A 16,408-nucleotide genomic window follows, 5' to 3' on the forward strand; every position below is an offset into this window, starting at 1 on the left:
TCCTTCTAACAAGACTGCAATACACAGCATGTATTTTCAAAACGACGTTGCTTTAAATCTTCATTTCCAATGCAGAAATACAGCATCCCTAAATCTCCCCACATCATATTACAATTTGTATAGTCAGAGTCAACTTGGAATAACAATGTCATATCCTGATCATTAATACCAGCATATTCTCCAGCCTCCTCAAATACTTCTCTTTGCACTGAGAACGGTTCACCAAATACTTGATGATTATCATAATGATCTGGCATTAATTCCTCTAATAGTTGTAGAAAACGATCCGAATCAGCTTCATCTTCAATAAATAGCTCAGGGAGTTTATATGTTAGCTTAAATGATAATGCACATTGTGTATATTTTGATGGTTGACCACTTATCCTCTGTAATTGTTCTAGCGAAACGTTATAATATAGAACACGCCAAGTACCTTCATATTGATAATTGCCATTATAGAAGAAATACAACATACCTGTTTTAGGTAAGTCATGCTCTATGTTCACGCCTTGTAGGTCAGCTAGATTGAATTGTGCAATAAAATCTAATGCCTTCCCTTCATAAGTTGGGTATTCAAATGTAGATGGAACATCAGGCATTCCCCCCATCTTTGAACAGCCAATTGAAAGTGACTCCTCTTGTCTCGGAATAACTTTTACACATGGAAATATAGTAACTAATAGTTCTGGTTTCATATGTGTTAAATCATATTTATCAATTAATAAATCAATCTGGTTTCTCATAACTTCTCCTTACGTAAATGTGCTTATCCGTATCATAACACACATACAGTACATCCTTCATCCTAAAAAATCGAAATAAGCTATTCAAAAAAACGGGCTTATCCCTAGGACGCGAATAAGTTTAAAACAGCATAGTATACAGTGTTCCTACAAACACGATCTTTCATAATTCCTTATAGCAGATCCTCTAATTGTTCATTTTTCTTTATTCCAACTCTTATTATAAGGAGGCATTCCATATGGGTTACGGTTACGGCGGTTTTGGTGGCAGTTGCGGTGGCGGCGGTTACGGCGGTTTTGGTGGTAGTTGCGGTTACGGCGGTTACGGCGGTTTTGGTGGTAGTTGCGGTGGCGGTTGTGGTTACGGCGGTTTCGCTTTATTAATCGTTTTATTCATCCTTTTAATCATCATTGGAGCTAGCTGCTGGGGTGGCTTCATCGGTTGCTAAGTAGCTTTAAAAACTATTGTAAAAAAGCACGTGAATCACGTGCTTTTTTGCTATACGGCAAATCCAATCTTTGAAAGGAATTATTTCTATGAACATCGATGGTGTCTTTGAAGGTGGCGGCGTTCGAGGAATTGCACATGTTGGTGCAATTTGTGCATTAGCAAAGCAAGGCTATGAATGTGAACGTGTAGCGGGAACATCAGCTGGAGCTATTATTGCAGCCCTTCTGGCAGCAGGTTACTCTTGTGAAGAATTAAAAATAATTATTAGTAACGTTAATTATCATCAATTTATAAAAAAAACTTTACTTGAGAAAATTCCTTTTGTAGGAAAGGGATTAAATGCATGGGCTAAATTAGGGATTTATTCAAATGATTTTTTAGAAACATGGTTAGAAGACTTACTACACAAAAAAGGGATTCATAATTTTAGCGACTTATCTAATCCACAAAACTTAAAAATCATTGCCTCAGATATTAGTAATGGAAAGATGGTTATTTTCCCTGATGATTTACCAAACTATGGATTTACAAATCAAGATTTCTCTATCGCAAAAGCTGTTAGAATGAGCAGTACTATCCCTTTCTATTTCGAACCAGTAAAATGGAAAACACCTAAATGGAAACAACCTTGTTATATGGTTGATGGAGGTCTTCTTAGTAATTATCCAATTTGGATTTTTGACTCACCTAATATACCCCGTTGGCCAACTTTTGGCTTTCATTTTGTAAAAAATGAAATACAAGCTGAACCTGTCCCTTATGAAGATCCCATCTCGATGTTTAAAGGCTTATTCAAAACGATGATGCAAGCACATGACTTACGCCATCTAGATAAAGAATCGAAAGCAAGAACCATTGCAATTCCAACTGGAACAATTACAAGTACAAAATTCCAATTAACTACTGAGGAAAAAGAATGGCTTTATCAGTCTGGTTTTAACGCTACCGAAAAATTTTTACAGTCTTGGAATTTCAAAACATATATTAATCGATTTAGAAACGGGAATCGAATTTGAAAAAGAAATTAGCATCGCTATCCATAGAATCCTTAGAAAAATACCTCTTACTGTATTCATTTACTTTTTTCATTATTTTCACATGGATATTGTAAGACCACTAAATCATAAAGTGAAACTTTAATCAGTGGGGGTTTTCTTCATCCCCCACTGATTATTAGTTGAACGAATCGGGCTTTTACGGACAGTTCATCTCCCACCTAACTTCTTTGCTTTCGCTGAATTTTGAGGTGGGAGTGTTACTGTCCGTTAATGCGGGATAAAAAAGAAATAAGCCTAATAAACTAAATGTTTTATCCTACTACTTACGAACAATAATACCTCCAACTCAAAGTCCGACGAAAGTAAAGATGTTAGATGTTAGAGGTAAGATTAACTACCCGTAAAATTAAAGTTTCATTTTATTAGGCTTCTTCATAAAGTACTACTCCTCACTTTTACCACTACTATAAGCCAGAAGTGGCTCATACATCATTATTGCGTGATTTCCCGTTACATATTGATCCTCAACAAACTGTTTTTGTTGATTAAACGCTCTACGATGTATGACATTACATCGGATATAGCCACCCCAATACGCTGGCTTAATTGCATGTTCTTTTTCATATACTTCATATTGGTAAAGCTGAGGATAGGCTGTTCTCCATTCCCCTACTAAGTGTTCATCTGTCACGTAAAGATGAAGTTGATAAGCTTGATCTGTTTCATTTTTTATTTGTAAATCAAGATAGTTATAGGAGCAAGTCGCACCACTTCCAAACGGCTGTGTACGCTTTGAATCAGGAAATACATCATAGCTATGACGATATCGCTCTGTTACGGTTAGTGTTGTATGTAATGTCATCCAGTATATTAAATTTGAAAGTTGACAAAGCCCACCTCCAACTCCTGGTTTAAAAATACCATAATGCAATACCATTCCTTCTACATATCCTTTTCTCTTTGTAGTCTTACCTATCAAACGCCAATAAGAAAATGTTTCTCCCGGCTTAATTACAACACCATTTAACTGTTTAATAGCGATTTTCAAATTAATAATTTTATTCTCTTGATACCACATATCTACATCTTTAAGTTTACGAAGCAGTATCGTTCGATGCTGTATAACAGTACAAGGTAACTTTTCTTGTTGAAAAGTTTTAGCATACTTTTTCCCATCCGTTAACCATTGAATATTCCTTTTTACAGAGTAATACCACGTTCCTAACATAATACGATACTTAGACCTTTTTTTAGGCCGTATGTTTACTTCATTCATTTTATTCTCTCCTCTATCATCTATGTATTTTCTATGGTTAAAATAATACTTATAAGCTCATACAGCATTCTTATTACTGTTTTCAAATAAAATATTATAATATACAGAAATAAGTATAGTATTATCTTAGAAACAAAGAAATGATATTTGAAGTTAATTTTATACAAATATGAAAAAAGAGCGAATCTTAGATTCACTCTTTCTCTCTATTTTAGTAGCTTAACAATTAGGGATACTGTAATCCCTCCGCTTCTTCAGCAGTAACAACAACGTAGCGGCTTCCCGTCCTTAACCCTAATAATTCTGCTTTTTCAATCGCTTCTTGTTTTGTTTCTGCATAGGCAGCTAAATACTTTGTTCCATCGATAACCTGACAAATGACATATTGTTTCATATTTCTTCTCCTTTTTCAATTACTGGTATTTATGATATCATTTTTCACTTCTAAAAATTGTGATTATTATACTGAGAGATTCTTTATCAATCTCGCAACCATTTCAATCCCGTTCTCTATATCATGCATTGAGGCATATGAATAAGAAAGACGTAAATATTGGCTTCCAGTCAAATCGTTCCATATTATCACTCCACTGATTTTTGGTTGGTTTGTTATCCAACCATATGGATGGATACAATTTCGATTTTCTTTTATACAATATACACTATCATATTTCAGTAATTTATATGGGAGGAAATAAAATGATTGAAGCAATTCTTCACGGAATGGTTCTTGCGTTTGGACTCATTATTCCATTAGGTGTACAAAACGTCTTTGTCTTTAACCAAGGTGCTAGTCAGCCAAATATTTTACGGGCTACACCAGTTGTCCTAACCGCATCAATCTGCGATACAATTTTAATTTTGATTGCAGTACAAGGGGTATCACTTATGCTTCTGACCTTTTCATGGCTAACAACAACACTTTATGTAATTGGATTTTTCTTTCTGATTTATATGGGATGGATGATTTGGAAAAGTGATTCTACAAAAGAGACGATTGAAGCAAAAACGATGACTATCAAAAAGCAAATTATCTTTGCCGCTTCTGTTTCCTTATTGAATCCACATGCAATTTTAGATACAATTGGCGTCATTGGCACAAACTCTATTCAATATGTAGGCAGCGAAAAATGGGCCTTTACTTTTACAACAATTATAGTTTCTTGGCTTTGGTTTATTGGCTTAGCATTTGCAGGGCGCGTGCTTGGAAAATTACATTCATCAGGAAACACAATTGCAATTCTAAATAAAATTTCAGGGGTTATTATTTGGGGAGTTGCTCTTTACATGCTAAAACAACTCATTTTTTAGAAAAGAAAGTATAACGGTTCAGTATATTTATAGGTAATTGTTAAACAATAATTAAAGTTGTATTTCTTGTATAATGTTCATAAAAGGAGCAGTTACTTATATGGAATTCCGATATCCGATAAGTCATTAACAGCGGGCCTGAATAAACTTATTGAAAATTCCGATTAACTAACAATACCCGATTATGGTCGCTATGTTGATCATACGAAAGAGAACTAACAAGTTGAAATGAGATATTAAAAAATCCATTTGCAATCATTTGCGGATGGATTTTTTAATATCTCTTATAAAATTTCGAATTAAGATTTAGGTTCCGGAACTGAATTTAAAGGTTTATTATTCTTTTTAGGCTTAATCCACACAATTGTAATAATTGCTCCAACAACTGCAAATATACAGGTTACGTAAAATACTTCATGATCTGTACCCTTCATAAAGTAAGAATACAGAGGTGGTCCCGCTGCTACACCAATAAAACGCATTGAACTATAAAAAGAGGTAACAGTTCCTCTTTGTTCTTTTTCAATTCCTTGTGTAATAAGAGCATCTAAACACGGTAAAGCAATCCCGATTCCGCTTCCCATAACAACAAGACAAAGAATTAACAAGTAAATGCCTTTTAAAAATAATGGAAGTATAACAGACGCGGCTGCTAATATAAACCCGATATATATACATTTTTTCATAACATCTTGGTCATCACCAATTTTCTTTCCTGCCATGTATGAACTTATTGATAATACAAGCAACGGAATCGCAAGTATACATCCTTTCCAAATTCCATGAATGTTATATTTCTCTTCCAATATCGTAGACAAATAAAAAAGAATTCCAAATAATATGAGCATAATGATAGCACCTAATGCAAAAATTGCGACTAACCATCTTCCCTTTTCTTGGAAAGTCGAACCAATTGATTGAATGAATTCTTTGAGAGGTGGTGCTTGATTTTCTTGTTTCTTTGCTTTTACTAACAGTAATAATAAGATGATAGCAACTGCACATAAAACTGGAATGGACCAAAATGGTAAAAACCATACTACTGCTGCGAGAGCAGAACCTAATATTGGACTTAGAACTTTCCCAAATGTATTTGACGTTTCAATAATCCCTAATCCCGTACTTACTTGTTTTTCATCTTTATATAAATCGCCAACACATGGGATTACAACTGGCATCGCTCCAGCAGCACCTATCCCTTGAATCGCTCTTCCAATTAGAATCCAAACATATGGATTTTCCACTTTCCATGATACCCAACCCGTTATTGCACCACCGATAGCTGCAATTAACAAACTTGGAACCATTACCATTTTACGTCCCCAGCGATCCGATAAATACCCAGCAATCGGAATCAATACAATAGCAACGATAGAATATAATGTAATAATCATGGATACTTGAAAAGAAGAGATATGGAGTTTTTTTTCAAGTGTCGGAAGGATTGGAATTAGCATCGAATTTCCTAATGTCATAACAAGTGGAACAGATGCAAGTGCAATTAAACAACAGTTTTCTTTTTTTAGCATGTTGATTTCGAGACCCTTCCTCACGTATTTCTTTCCATATAGTAACCCTGATGAAATTCATTTTTAAATTTCATCAGGGCTATCACATTTTGTCTGCTTTTCAACTTATATAACAAAAGAAATTGGAGTATATCATAGCATTACTTCTATTTTCCCAATCCTTATAACAGTATATTCGTGCTATTAAATGGAAAACTCACTTTTGTTTTAGTAAAAGCTATACAAAAAAGAAAGGAAGAATTCTTCCTTTCTTTCATACTGCTTTAAATTAACGAGTATACCCGCCACCAAGCTGTTGTTCTGCCATAGCTACAAGGCGTTTTGTGATTTCACCACCTACAGAACCATTCGCACGTGAAGAAGTATCGGCTCCGAGTTGTACACCAAATTCCTGTGCAATTTCATACTTCATTTGATCAAGAGCTGCTTGTGCTCCGTTTGATGCTAACTGATTTGAATTACGATTTCTAGCCATTACCGTTCACCTCCTTTATATATTAAAATGTTTAAAAATCACAAGTTTTATACTTGGTATTTATTGGTAAAAAAGTATACATTTTTTAATTCTGTAATAAAAGTCCTAGTATGAATACACCTTCCCATGGGCTAAATACATTCGTAAGCTGAAAACTTCATATTTTATTTTTATTCAATCCTACAATACAATAACAACAACTGTTAACATAATATAATTATTTTATTATGTTAAGCTCTTATACAGACTTTTAATATTTCTCCAACAATATGCTGTTTCTTCTACATCTAACCTTTTCAAAAATTTTGTATCAATGAGTTCTGGTCTAAATTTTTCATAAAAAAGCTTAGAAGGATTACTAGAAACAACCCATACTAATACAGAAGACATATCATTTTTTATAAATTCTGACACAAGTTCTTGAAATAATCTCTTTCCTAATTTATTTCCTTGATATTCTTTCAATAAGTAAATCGCATACAGTTCTCCGTCACAATTATACTTTCCTGTTCTTTCATGACCACCATCAATAAATCCTATAATTTTCTGATCAAACGTTTCTGCCACATACCTATATTCATTTCCTACTGCTTGTTTAAAGATATTTTCCCATTGCTTTTCCCGACTTTCATACGTTGCATTGTCTATGATTTCATCAGATATTATTCCTTTATATGTTATTTTCCAACTATCAACATGCACTTTTGCGATCCCTTTTATATCCTTTTCTGTTGCCTTTCTAATTGTTATATCCATTTCCTCTCCCCCTCTTGTCCCTCATTATACCAAAGGGGAACATAGGATCTATATCAATTAAGCAAATCATTTAATATTTCCCTTTCTTCCCTATATAATTAATTTCCTATGGCAATTCATATCAAAAACATTTTAAAGTTGGAATAGTTGGAACAAATACAATCACAACTAGATCTATCGAAGATTCACGTATATTATAAGACTTTTCTCTTACAGCGGTTTATTCAAGGTTAAAGCAAAAAAATTATGGGAGGCTAGACAACAAATCGGTCTTGTTTTCCCTGCTGATAAAGTGGAATTTTAATCATGGGAGGTTCTTCATCTTTCGCTTAACTTCTTTATTTTTTCTAAAACTAAAGGATGGTTATTACTACTCATAATAGTGTAAAAAAACAATACTTTTCAAATAAAAAAGGGTGAATTTCATCACCCTTTTTTGATTTAATCTTGTTTCACTCATTAAACTTTATAATTATCTACTTTCAACCTCAACCGAAACAATATGATCAATTTCCTTTAAGGAACTGTATAATTCGGTTGTATATAAATCTTCAGGTGCTAATATAACCATTTCTAATTGCTGAGATTCACTATCAATATCTTTAATTTTCACGCGTTTCACTTGCATGTTTAAGTTTTTAATTTGTTTAAAAATGCCATCTAATTCTCGGTGCTCTTTTACGATAATTTTAATCGCTAAATCCCTTTGTCTTAAAGAATAAGGACCTGCTATTTTAACAAGGTGTGGCAATACATTTATAGCCAATATAATTAAAATCATCGCAACTATTGCTTGTATATAAAAGCCTGCCCCAATTGCAATCCCTAAAGCAGATGCTGCCCAAACCATTGATGCTGTTGTTAATCCTGAAATCACATCATTATTTCTTCTTAAAATTACACCTGCCCCAAGGAAACCAACACCACTTACAATTTGTGCTGCTAAACGCATTGGGTCCATATTTGTATGTCCTGGTGAAGAGTAAACATTCACAGATTCAATCGAAACCATCGTAATTAAACAACTTGCTACAGAAATGACCATACTTGTTTTCACACCGAGTGGTTTATTCTTTAGTTGCCTGTCAATCCCTATAAATAAACCTAAAAAGAGTGCCAAACCTAATTTGAGTAAAAATTCATATGTCATTTTTCATTCTCCTTACTTATATGATGTTCATCATTTCTTTTCTGAAACATCTTTTTTCTCCTTAAACATTAAACTATAACTCTTTTAGAATTTCATTTCCAGTCTTTTCTGTCCTACAAGTTAAAAAAACCGAAAAACATTATATTTTAAATGTCTTTCGGCTTTTTTGTCTATATTATTTGATTAAGGTATTTCATTACCTTTTCGCATTTGAGCCTTACACCTTAAATTTACGTATTACCTAACATCATACTATATAAATCCACTTTGATTTTTCGACATATAAATCGCTGCTACAAAGAAAATAGGTGACTTGCACTCGTTTTCTCTCTCTGTTTTCACTTAGCATGGGGCAAGAAGAGGATCTGACCACTTCTATGCATGGCCGGATGCTCTCTCCCCCTAAAAAGAAAGGATTTATGGCAGTTTTTTAATTTGGATTTATGTACTTTATTTTTGTTCCTTAACCTTAATTTTCGCTTCCTTATAGAATGCTAGTTTTCCTTCATTATACTCTTTTGTATATCCATTGAACTTCTCTTTTTCTTTTTGCATTTCTTCCGTTAATTGATTTACAGCTTTCACTTTCTCGCCGATTTCTTTTAACTTTGTTTCTTTTACTTTTAACTCCGCATAAAGTTCTTTTTCAATCGCCATTGATTTCATATAGCTTTCGTTCATTTTTTGAAAAGCATCATAACGATTCTTATAAGCTTCTTCTACTTTTTTCGCTTGTTTTTGTATTTTTTTATCTTCAATTTTCTCTACATTACTTTGAACTGAGTTCGTCTCTTTCTGTGCTTTCTCTAATGCATCTTTTTCATTTTTTAATATTTTTTCACGCTCGCCCACATTTGAAACTGCTTGGTCTAATTTTTGGGCAACAGCCTCATTATGCTCTTTTCCTTCTTTTATAATTTGAGCATATAATTCCTGTCCTTGTTTTTCCAGCGTCTCTAATTTTTTCGCATCTTCAAACAATGACTTTTCTTGTTTAGCTGCGTTTTCAAATGCAACAAATAGATTTTCTTCTGGCTTTTCGCCAAAACAACCTGATAATAATCCTACTGATAATGCTCCAACTAGTGCTAATTTTCTATAATCCAACTTCTTTTCCTCCTATGTTACATACGTTTGTCATGCCAAAAATTCAACGGGAAGTGATCACCTTCATGATACGCTTCAAATTCATAACCTTTTTCTTTTAATCCTTTTATAATTGCCGGTACTGCTGCAACAGATTGCGGATGAATATCATGCATTAAGATAACTTCTTTAGGATTCGTTGCACCTGTAATTACATTTTCAACAATTTTTGCTGAAGCAGCATCAACAGGCATTTTATTATATCTCCAATCTAAAGAGTCAATCGTCCAATCCCAAACTTTTAAGCCATCTTCTACTACTTTATTACGAAGCGCTTCATTTAAACCAGGCATAGAACCGTACGGAGGACGTGTTAATTTCGGAAATTCTCCAATAATATTTGCTATTAAGCCTTGATCTTCTTTCATTTCATTCACATACTCGCCATTTGTATACAATTTTTTGAAATCATGTGTCATACTATGCATACCCACATAATGACCTTCTGCTTTCTCACGCTTTACTAAATCTGCAAATTGTTTTACATTTGCACCGATTAAGAAAAATGTTGCTTTCGCATCATTTTGTTTTAATATATTTAGTAGTTCAGCCGTATATTTTCCTGGCCCATCATCAAATGTAAGGTAGGCAACTTTTCTGACTTGACCATTAAATTGACTTGGTGCTGTTTTATTCATCTCCACTTTTGACTGCTCACTTGCAAGCTGTAAAGAATTCGCTTGATTTGCTACTGCCCTAGCTGGTGATGTGATTGATTGAAACATAAAATACCCCACTGCGATCGCAACAACAGCCACTATTGTGACTATAATGCTTTTTACATTAAATACATTTCCCATTCTATGAAATTCCTTTCTATTAATCTTATATAATTCTTCCATTCATATTAATCTATTCAATTTCTTTTCAATCTTCTAAAATGAACATTAATAAACTATATACAAAGGAAGTTTTACCCTAATTCGTGTACTTCGTAATTTCTCACTAACTATATATATGCATTTTATTATATATGTAAACATTTTTAAATAACTCCAATAATATTTTGATTTATTTAATACCCATATATATTATAAATCAAAAAAGGTTGGCCAGGCGCCAACCTTTTACAATTAGTTTCGTGCTGCTTTTGGCGTAACACCTAGATGTTCATTCAACTTTTTAGAAATGTCTTGCACATTTTTTTCGTTTGGAATGTAGTAATAAATACCACCGATACGTTTATCCGTACCTTCTATTTGCATTTTCTCCATCTGTAAATCAGTTCCGGCCATATTTCTTGTAATGGAAAGCATATCATCAAATGTTAAGTTTGTTTTCATATTGCTATCAACTGCATCTAAAAGGGAACCTAATTTACTAATTGATTGAACAGACATTGCTTTTTTCGCAATTGCTTCAATAACGAGCTGTTGTCTTTGACCACGCATTGCATCACTATCAATTTTACGAGTTCGTGCTAACGCAAGAGCTTGCTCTCCGTTTAAATGTTGGTAGCCTTTCTCTAAATGAATCATACCTGCTTGATCTTTACTATCTTGTTCTGTAAATGCAACTGGTACATCCACATCAATACCACCAAGTGAATCTACAATTTTCACAAAGGAATCAAAGTTGAATTTCACATAATAGTCAACTGGAACATTTAAAAATCTCTCTACTGTATCCCGTGTACTTTCAACTCCACCGAATACATGGGCATGCGTAATTTTATCCAATTTCTTTTTTGATGGAATATACACGCGAGAATCACGTGGAATACTTACTAATTTTACTGATTTATCACCTTTATTAATTGTTGCCAATAATAGCGCATCCGTACGAACAGCTTCTCCATATTGTCCTTTTCGAATATCACTTCCATCAACACCCATGATTAAAACAGAAATATTATCTTTTAACGGTTCAACCTCTTTATCGCGTTTAGTTGATTTCTCAATTTTTGCATACGCATCACTTACAACCGCATTTGCTTTATTATATAAAAACGAACCATATCCTACTCCACCAAAAATGAGTAGTAAAAATGGAATCAAAATGAACCACTTCACAGATTTTCTTTTAGAACGTTTCTTTTTACTTCTTGTGTTTTGTTCTAATTCAGAGCTCATGTCTATTCTCCTCTCTTTCTCTTTTCCTAGTATACTCCATGTCTATTAATCTTCATATTGAATTTCATTTCATTCACCTTACATTTTTGTAAGGTTTCGTTGTAAAGAAGTAAAATCAATATGTATTTCATTTCACATTATACTCTCGTGTTGGATTTTAACAAGACATCAAATGATAATTTCAAAAAATTTACAATCCTGTTGTATACTAGTAAAAAAATCCCCACCAGTTTAGCACTTTCGTTACCATACCAGTGGGAACCTGCTACATTTATCACTGTTTATTTATTTCAGGTTTGTAAATCATTTTCTTACCTTCGTCAAAAATAACAGCCGATTTTGCTGGTATTTTTTTCATCTTCTACACCTCCACCACTGAATATATAGGTGGTTTGTTACAGAAATATGGCAAAGAGCATAAAAAAGAAGCCTGTCTCAAAATTCTTGTATTACGGTCGTTACTACACCAACCTAAAACAAGAAAAGAGTTCGACTCCTTTATGTCTATTATATAAGAAACTTCTCTTCTTTAATCCCTTATCTATATACTATACTTCTCTTCTGTTCTACCAGCACTTTGTTCCCTTTTCACAACTGTTCCTTCATGATCAATTTCCAGCTCACAAACTTGCATCGCCGGAAATACTTTTGCTAATTGTTCAGCAACTTCCTCGCGTTTTTCATATGGAGTCAATATAAAAAGAGATGGACCAGCCCCACTAAGTGCTGTCCCATATGCTCCAAACTTTTTCGCATACATCCGAACTGCGTGTAAAAATGGAACAAGCTGTGAACGGTATGGTTCATGAAATTGATCTCTTTCCATCATTTCACCAACAATTTCCCACTTCTTTTGGCATAACGCTGCTACTAAAACATTGCTGACTGCACTTGCACGAACAGCATCATGAAACTGAAATGTTTCTGGCAATACAGAACGACTTTTATTTGTATTTAATTCTTCATCAGGAATAAGAGAGATTACACCTAATTCTTTACTCTCTATTCTAACAACAGATACATGATTCCCATCTATCGCGCCAATAACAGTACCTCCTAAAATAGAAGCAGCTACATTATCAGGGTGTCCCTCAAAACTTGTAGCAAGATGAACTTTCTCATCTGTTGTTAAATGTAATTCTCCAAGTTCATTGGCAAGTTCTATTCCTGCTACAATGGCTGATGCGCTGCTCCCCAATCCTCGCGTAAGTGGAATATTACTAGTAACTTCTATTATATAGGAAGATAACGAAGGACATACTTTAAGTGCTGTACTTACAATTAAATTTCTCTCATCATTTGGGATAGAAGAATCGAATGAATGTATAACATGCCAATGAGCTGATTGTTCCTTCACAGCCACTTCCAAATATAATGATAATGCTATTCCAACAGAATCAAAACCCGGACCTACATTTGCCGTACTAGCTGGAACACGAACTTTAAATGGAATCACGAAACAATCACTCCTTTAATATGTTCTTTTATTTGTTCCATATCGTTTGAAACACTTGCAATCTCTAGGTGATTAGAGGCAATAGCAATATCAGGATCTTTTAAACCATTTCCTGTTAATACTGCAACAACTGTCTCTCCCTTTTTGATTTTCCCTGCTTGAACATGTTTAATTACACCTGCTAGAGAAGCACTTGACCCTGGTTCTGCAAAAACTCCTTCTGTTTTTGCTAGCAACTGATAGGCACTTAAGATTTCTTCATCTGATACCATATCAATTTCACCGTTTGATTGCTCTGCTGCTTCTACAGCATAGGACCAGCTTGCTGGATTACCAATACGAATTGCAGTTGCGACTGTTTCTGGTGAATCAATGACATGACCTTTTACAATTGCAGCTGCTCCTTCAGCTTCAAACCCGTGAATTCTAGGTTTCTTGAATCCCTTTTCTTTCTCATATTCACAAAAACCTTTCCAGTATGCCGTAATATTCCCTGCATTTCCAACCGGAATAGCAAGGACATCTGGTGCTTTTTGCAACTGATCACAAATTTCAAACGCAGCTGTTTTTTGTCCTTCAATTCGATATGGATTAACAGAGTTTACTAATGTAATTGGTTCTTCATCTGCAATCTGACGTACAGCTCGAAGTGCGTCATCAAAGTTTCCTTCAATTGAAATAATCTCTGCTCCATACGCAATAGCTTGTGCTAATTTCCCATGAGCAATTTTCCCTTCTGGTATAACAATAATACACTTCAGCCCAAGACGAGCAGCGTATGCTGCTGCCGCTGCTGATGTATTACCTGTTGATGCACAAATAATTGCCTGTGATCCTTCTTCTTTTGCTTTCGCAACTGCCATGACCATCCCTCTATCTTTAAAAGATCCTGTAGGGTTAGCACCTTCATATTTTCCATATAAATGAATCCCTAATTCTTTAGAAATATTCAGAAGTGGAATGAGTGGTGTATTCCCTTCCATCAAGCTTACATCTGGTGTATTATCATTCACTGGTAAATAAGAAGCATATTGTTTTAATAATCCTTTATACATATTGTTTTTCCTCCTCAATAGCGTAATAACTTTTTATTTCATTTGCTACATTCTCTAGTAATGTTAAAACTTTCTCAAATTGGTACTTTGAAGTTTGATGCGTCACAATCACAATTTCCGCAAGCTCTTGATTTAATGGAAGTTGCACAATTTCTTCTAAGCTAATCGATTCACTGACGAAACATTCTGTAATTTCCTGAAACATCCCTGGTTCATCACGTAATAAAATGCGTAAAAAATATTTCGAGACAACTTCTTCATCCCCTTTTAGTGTATAAGGCACTGACTCTTTTAACACACCTTGACTTTTCACTATTTGATTCATATTTTTAACGATTGAAATAATATCACTTACTACAGCAGATCCTGTTGGTAATTTTCCAGCCCCTGGCCCATAAAACATAACTTCACCAACCGCATGACCGTGTACATATACAGCGTTAAATTCGTTATTCACACTGGATAATGGATGCTGACTCGGTAATAAAGTAGGTGCTACGCTTAAATTAATAGCTGAACCTTGCTTCTCCGCTTTCCCGACTAGCTTCATAGTAAAACCTAGCTTCCCAGCCATTTCTAAATCTTCTTTTTCTACATTTCGAATACCTCGAACGTGTACATCATCTAAAGAAACATTCATCGAAAATCCTAAGTTTGCAAGAATAGCTACCTTTCGTGCAGCATCCAGTCCATCTACATCCGCTGACGGATCTGATTCTGCAAAGCCTAGCTTTTGAGCTTCTTGAAGCGCCTGTTCATACGACCAACCATTTTGACTCATTTTTGTTAGTATATAATTTGTTGTGCCATTTACAATTCCCATAAACTTTTCAATATGATCAGAAGCTAAGCCGTCTACTAGCCCTCTTAAAATTGGAATTCCTCCAGCTACACTTGCTTCATAATACAACTGACAACCATTTGCATTCGCTAATTTTAACAATTCATTACCGTATACAGCCATTAAATCTTTGTTTGCAGTTACGACATGTTTCTTATTACATAACGCCCTTATAATAGCCTGTTTTGCTTCTTGAATTCCACCCATCACCTCTACTACGATATCAATATTGGGATCTTCTAAAATTTCATCTGCATCATTTGTTATCATGATTCCATCAATTGAAACATCTCGTTCTTTTTCCACATCACGTACTGCCACTGCCTTTACCTTTACTTCATATCCTGTATCAAGACTTATTTTCTCCTTGTGATCTTCCAAAATATGAACGACACCGCTCCCTACTGTTCCAAGTCCTAATACTCCAACATATACTACATTGCTCATTTTTTAATCTCCTCCTATTTTTCAAACTACTTGACCATTATCTTCTTCCTATTTGCGCAGTTAATGGTGATTCCCGTTCGGATCAATCGTTTCACTCCACTGCACCTCCTTTCAATTCAGTAATACACTTTATAAAAAAAACACACTCATCCCTATAAAAGGGACGAATGTGTTTTCGTGGTTCCACCCTTGTTCCAATCCAAATATACATTCGCTTCGGATTGCTCAAGATCAGATAACGGCTGAGACCGTCAATAATTACTAGATCACTCATTCACTATTGAAGTTCAAAGGTGGTAAGATTATTTCTCGTGTTAGGAAGCTCACAGCCTTTGGCCTCCCTCTCTGCAAACCGTAAAAATTATCTCATGTCCTTATCGTTACTTTTCGTTCATATCTATTTGTTAAATTATTATACGTACATATCATACAAAAGCAAGGAATATTTTTTATATTTTTAATTTTCAAATATTAACTTCGTATAAAAAAAACACACTCATCCCTATAAAAGGGACGAATGTGTTTTCGTGGTTCCACCCTTGTTCCAATCCAAATATACATTCACTTCGGATTGCTCAAGATCAGATAACGGCTGAGACCGTCAATAATTACTAGATTACTCGTTCACTATTGAAGTTCAAAGGTGGTAAGAGAATTCCCCGTGTTAGGAAGCTCACAGCCTTTGGCTTCCCTCTCTGTAAA

Annotated in this window: 16 protein-coding genes and 2 other annotated features (1 of these 18 only partly in view); of the genes, 3 read left to right on the top strand and 13 right to left on the bottom strand. The window is 34.4% G+C overall.

The annotated features are described in order from the left end of the window. Window positions 1–5: 5 nt before the first annotated feature. The gene (locus tag MHH45_RS06380) at window positions 6–743 is read right to left on the bottom strand and encodes a YwqG family protein (RefSeq protein WP_016114551.1); all 738 of its coding nucleotides are present in this window, start codon (window positions 741–743) and stop codon (window positions 6–8) included. Between the two features lie 239 nt (window positions 744–982). On the opposite strand from MHH45_RS06380, the gene MHH45_RS06385 reads away from it, so the two are divergent. After that, on the top strand, window positions 983–1,192 hold the full coding sequence (locus tag MHH45_RS06385) for a YjcZ family sporulation protein (protein WP_088094498.1): 210 nt from the start codon (window positions 983–985) through the stop codon (window positions 1,190–1,192). Window positions 1,193–1,280: 88 nt separating this feature from the next. Then, the gene (locus MHH45_RS06390) at window positions 1,281–2,210 is read left to right on the top strand and encodes a patatin-like phospholipase family protein (RefSeq protein WP_016114549.1); all 930 of its coding nucleotides are present in this window, start codon (window positions 1,281–1,283) and stop codon (window positions 2,208–2,210) included. Window positions 2,211–2,634: 424 nt separating this feature from the next. Here the strand turns inward: MHH45_RS06390 and MHH45_RS06395 are convergent, their stop codons facing one another. Further along, a complete protein-coding gene (locus MHH45_RS06395) occupies window positions 2,635–3,468 on the bottom strand; it encodes a VanW family protein (RefSeq protein ID WP_016114548.1) in 834 nt (277 codons plus the stop codon). Window positions 3,469–3,694: 226 nt separating this feature from the next. Further along, window positions 3,695–3,862, bottom strand: a complete 168-nt coding sequence (locus MHH45_RS06400; protein WP_003197025.1) for a DUF3933 family protein — start codon at window positions 3,860–3,862, stop codon at window positions 3,695–3,697. Window positions 3,863–4,167: 305 nt separating this feature from the next. On the opposite strand from MHH45_RS06400, the gene MHH45_RS06405 reads away from it, so the two are divergent. Continuing rightward, entirely contained in the window at window positions 4,168–4,779 is a 612-nt protein-coding gene (locus MHH45_RS06405) for a LysE/ArgO family amino acid transporter (protein WP_016114547.1), read from the top strand. Between the two features lie 299 nt (window positions 4,780–5,078). Here the strand turns inward: MHH45_RS06405 and MHH45_RS06410 are convergent, their stop codons facing one another. The 10 genes from MHH45_RS06410 to MHH45_RS06455 form a co-directional block, all read right to left on the bottom strand. Beyond that, window positions 5,079–6,308, bottom strand: a complete 1,230-nt coding sequence (locus MHH45_RS06410) for an MFS transporter (protein WP_016114546.1) — start codon at window positions 6,306–6,308, stop codon at window positions 5,079–5,081. Window positions 6,309–6,576: 268 nt separating this feature from the next. Then, on the bottom strand, window positions 6,577–6,783 hold the full coding sequence (locus tag MHH45_RS06415; RefSeq protein ID WP_016114545.1) for an alpha/beta-type small acid-soluble spore protein: 207 nt from the start codon (window positions 6,781–6,783) through the stop codon (window positions 6,577–6,579). Window positions 6,784–7,008: 225 nt separating this feature from the next. Further along, window positions 7,009–7,539, bottom strand: a complete 531-nt coding sequence (locus MHH45_RS06420) for a GNAT family N-acetyltransferase (RefSeq protein WP_016114544.1) — start codon at window positions 7,537–7,539, stop codon at window positions 7,009–7,011. A gap of 472 nt (window positions 7,540–8,011) precedes the next feature. Further along, window positions 8,012–8,689 (bottom strand): MgtC/SapB family protein, encoded by a 678-nt coding sequence (locus MHH45_RS06425; protein WP_003197014.1) that lies wholly within the window; start codon window positions 8,687–8,689, stop codon window positions 8,012–8,014. A 450-nt stretch (window positions 8,690–9,139) separates the two neighbouring features. Beyond that, window positions 9,140–9,796 carry a YkyA family protein gene (locus tag MHH45_RS06430; RefSeq protein ID WP_088094499.1) on the bottom strand — a complete coding sequence of 219 codons (657 nt, stop codon included), beginning with the start codon at window positions 9,794–9,796 and terminating at the stop codon, window positions 9,140–9,142. A gap of 17 nt (window positions 9,797–9,813) precedes the next feature. Continuing rightward, on the bottom strand, window positions 9,814–10,635 hold the full coding sequence (locus tag MHH45_RS06435; protein ID WP_016114542.1) for a peptidoglycan-N-acetylglucosamine deacetylase: 822 nt from the start codon (window positions 10,633–10,635) through the stop codon (window positions 9,814–9,816). Between the two features lie 273 nt (window positions 10,636–10,908). Continuing rightward, on the bottom strand, window positions 10,909–11,907 hold the full coding sequence (locus tag MHH45_RS06440; RefSeq protein ID WP_016114541.1) for an LCP family protein: 999 nt from the start codon (window positions 11,905–11,907) through the stop codon (window positions 10,909–10,911). A gap of 541 nt (window positions 11,908–12,448) precedes the next feature. Then, window positions 12,449–13,363: a homoserine kinase gene (gene thrB, locus MHH45_RS06445; RefSeq protein ID WP_088094500.1), complete on the bottom strand. Its 915-nt coding sequence runs from the start codon at window positions 13,361–13,363 to the stop codon at window positions 12,449–12,451. Further along, complete coding sequence (gene thrC, locus MHH45_RS06450; protein WP_088094501.1) at window positions 13,360–14,418, bottom strand: threonine synthase; 1,059 nt, start codon at window positions 14,416–14,418, stop codon at window positions 13,360–13,362. The genes thrB and thrC overlap by 4 nt, the downstream gene beginning before the upstream one ends. After that, on the bottom strand, window positions 14,411–15,706 hold the full coding sequence (locus MHH45_RS06455) for a homoserine dehydrogenase (protein WP_088094502.1): 1,296 nt from the start codon (window positions 15,704–15,706) through the stop codon (window positions 14,411–14,413). Before MHH45_RS06455 ends, thrC begins: the two co-directional genes overlap by 8 nt. Before the next feature lie 156 nt (window positions 15,707–15,862). Then, window positions 15,863–16,096, bottom strand: a binding site (T-box leader). Between the two features lie 116 nt (window positions 16,097–16,212). After that, window positions 16,213–16,408 (bottom strand) — a binding site (T-box leader); it runs 38 nt beyond the window's last position.

The sequence above is a fragment of the Bacillus sp. FSL K6-0042 genome (assembly GCF_038006685.1).
GTDB lineage: Bacteria > Bacillota > Bacilli > Bacillales > Bacillaceae_G > Bacillus_A > Bacillus_A pseudomycoides.

Bases quoted from the DNA above. Each gene is read 5' to 3' on its own strand.
- MHH45_RS06380 (WP_016114551.1), bottom strand. From the start codon at position 743: ATGAGAAACCAGATTGATTTATTAATTGATAAATATGATTTAACACAT.
- MHH45_RS06385 (WP_088094498.1), top strand. From the start codon at position 983: ATGGGTTACGGTTACGGCGGTTTTGGTGGCAGTTGCGGTGGCGGCGGT.
- MHH45_RS06390 (WP_016114549.1), top strand. From the start codon at position 1,281: ATGAACATCGATGGTGTCTTTGAAGGTGGCGGCGTTCGAGGAATTGCA.
- MHH45_RS06395 (WP_016114548.1), bottom strand. From the start codon at position 3,468: ATGAATGAAGTAAACATACGGCCTAAAAAAAGGTCTAAGTATCGTATT.
- MHH45_RS06400 (WP_003197025.1), bottom strand. From the start codon at position 3,862: ATGAAACAATATGTCATTTGTCAGGTTATCGATGGAACAAAGTATTTA.
- MHH45_RS06405 (WP_016114547.1), top strand. From the start codon at position 4,168: ATGATTGAAGCAATTCTTCACGGAATGGTTCTTGCGTTTGGACTCATT.
- MHH45_RS06410 (WP_016114546.1), bottom strand. From the start codon at position 6,308: ATGCTAAAAAAAGAAAACTGTTGTTTAATTGCACTTGCATCTGTTCCA.
- MHH45_RS06415 (WP_016114545.1), bottom strand. From the start codon at position 6,783: ATGGCTAGAAATCGTAATTCAAATCAGTTAGCATCAAACGGAGCACAA.
- MHH45_RS06420 (WP_016114544.1), bottom strand. From the start codon at position 7,539: ATGGATATAACAATTAGAAAGGCAACAGAAAAGGATATAAAAGGGATC.
- MHH45_RS06425 (WP_003197014.1), bottom strand. From the start codon at position 8,689: ATGACATATGAATTTTTACTCAAATTAGGTTTGGCACTCTTTTTAGGT.
- MHH45_RS06435 (WP_016114542.1), bottom strand. From the start codon at position 10,635: ATGGGAAATGTATTTAATGTAAAAAGCATTATAGTCACAATAGTGGCT.
- MHH45_RS06440 (WP_016114541.1), bottom strand. From the start codon at position 11,907: ATGAGCTCTGAATTAGAACAAAACACAAGAAGTAAAAAGAAACGTTCT.
- thrC (WP_088094501.1), bottom strand. From the start codon at position 14,418: ATGTATAAAGGATTATTAAAACAATATGCTTCTTATTTACCAGTGAAT.
- MHH45_RS06455 (WP_088094502.1), bottom strand. From the start codon at position 15,706: ATGAGCAATGTAGTATATGTTGGAGTATTAGGACTTGGAACAGTAGGG.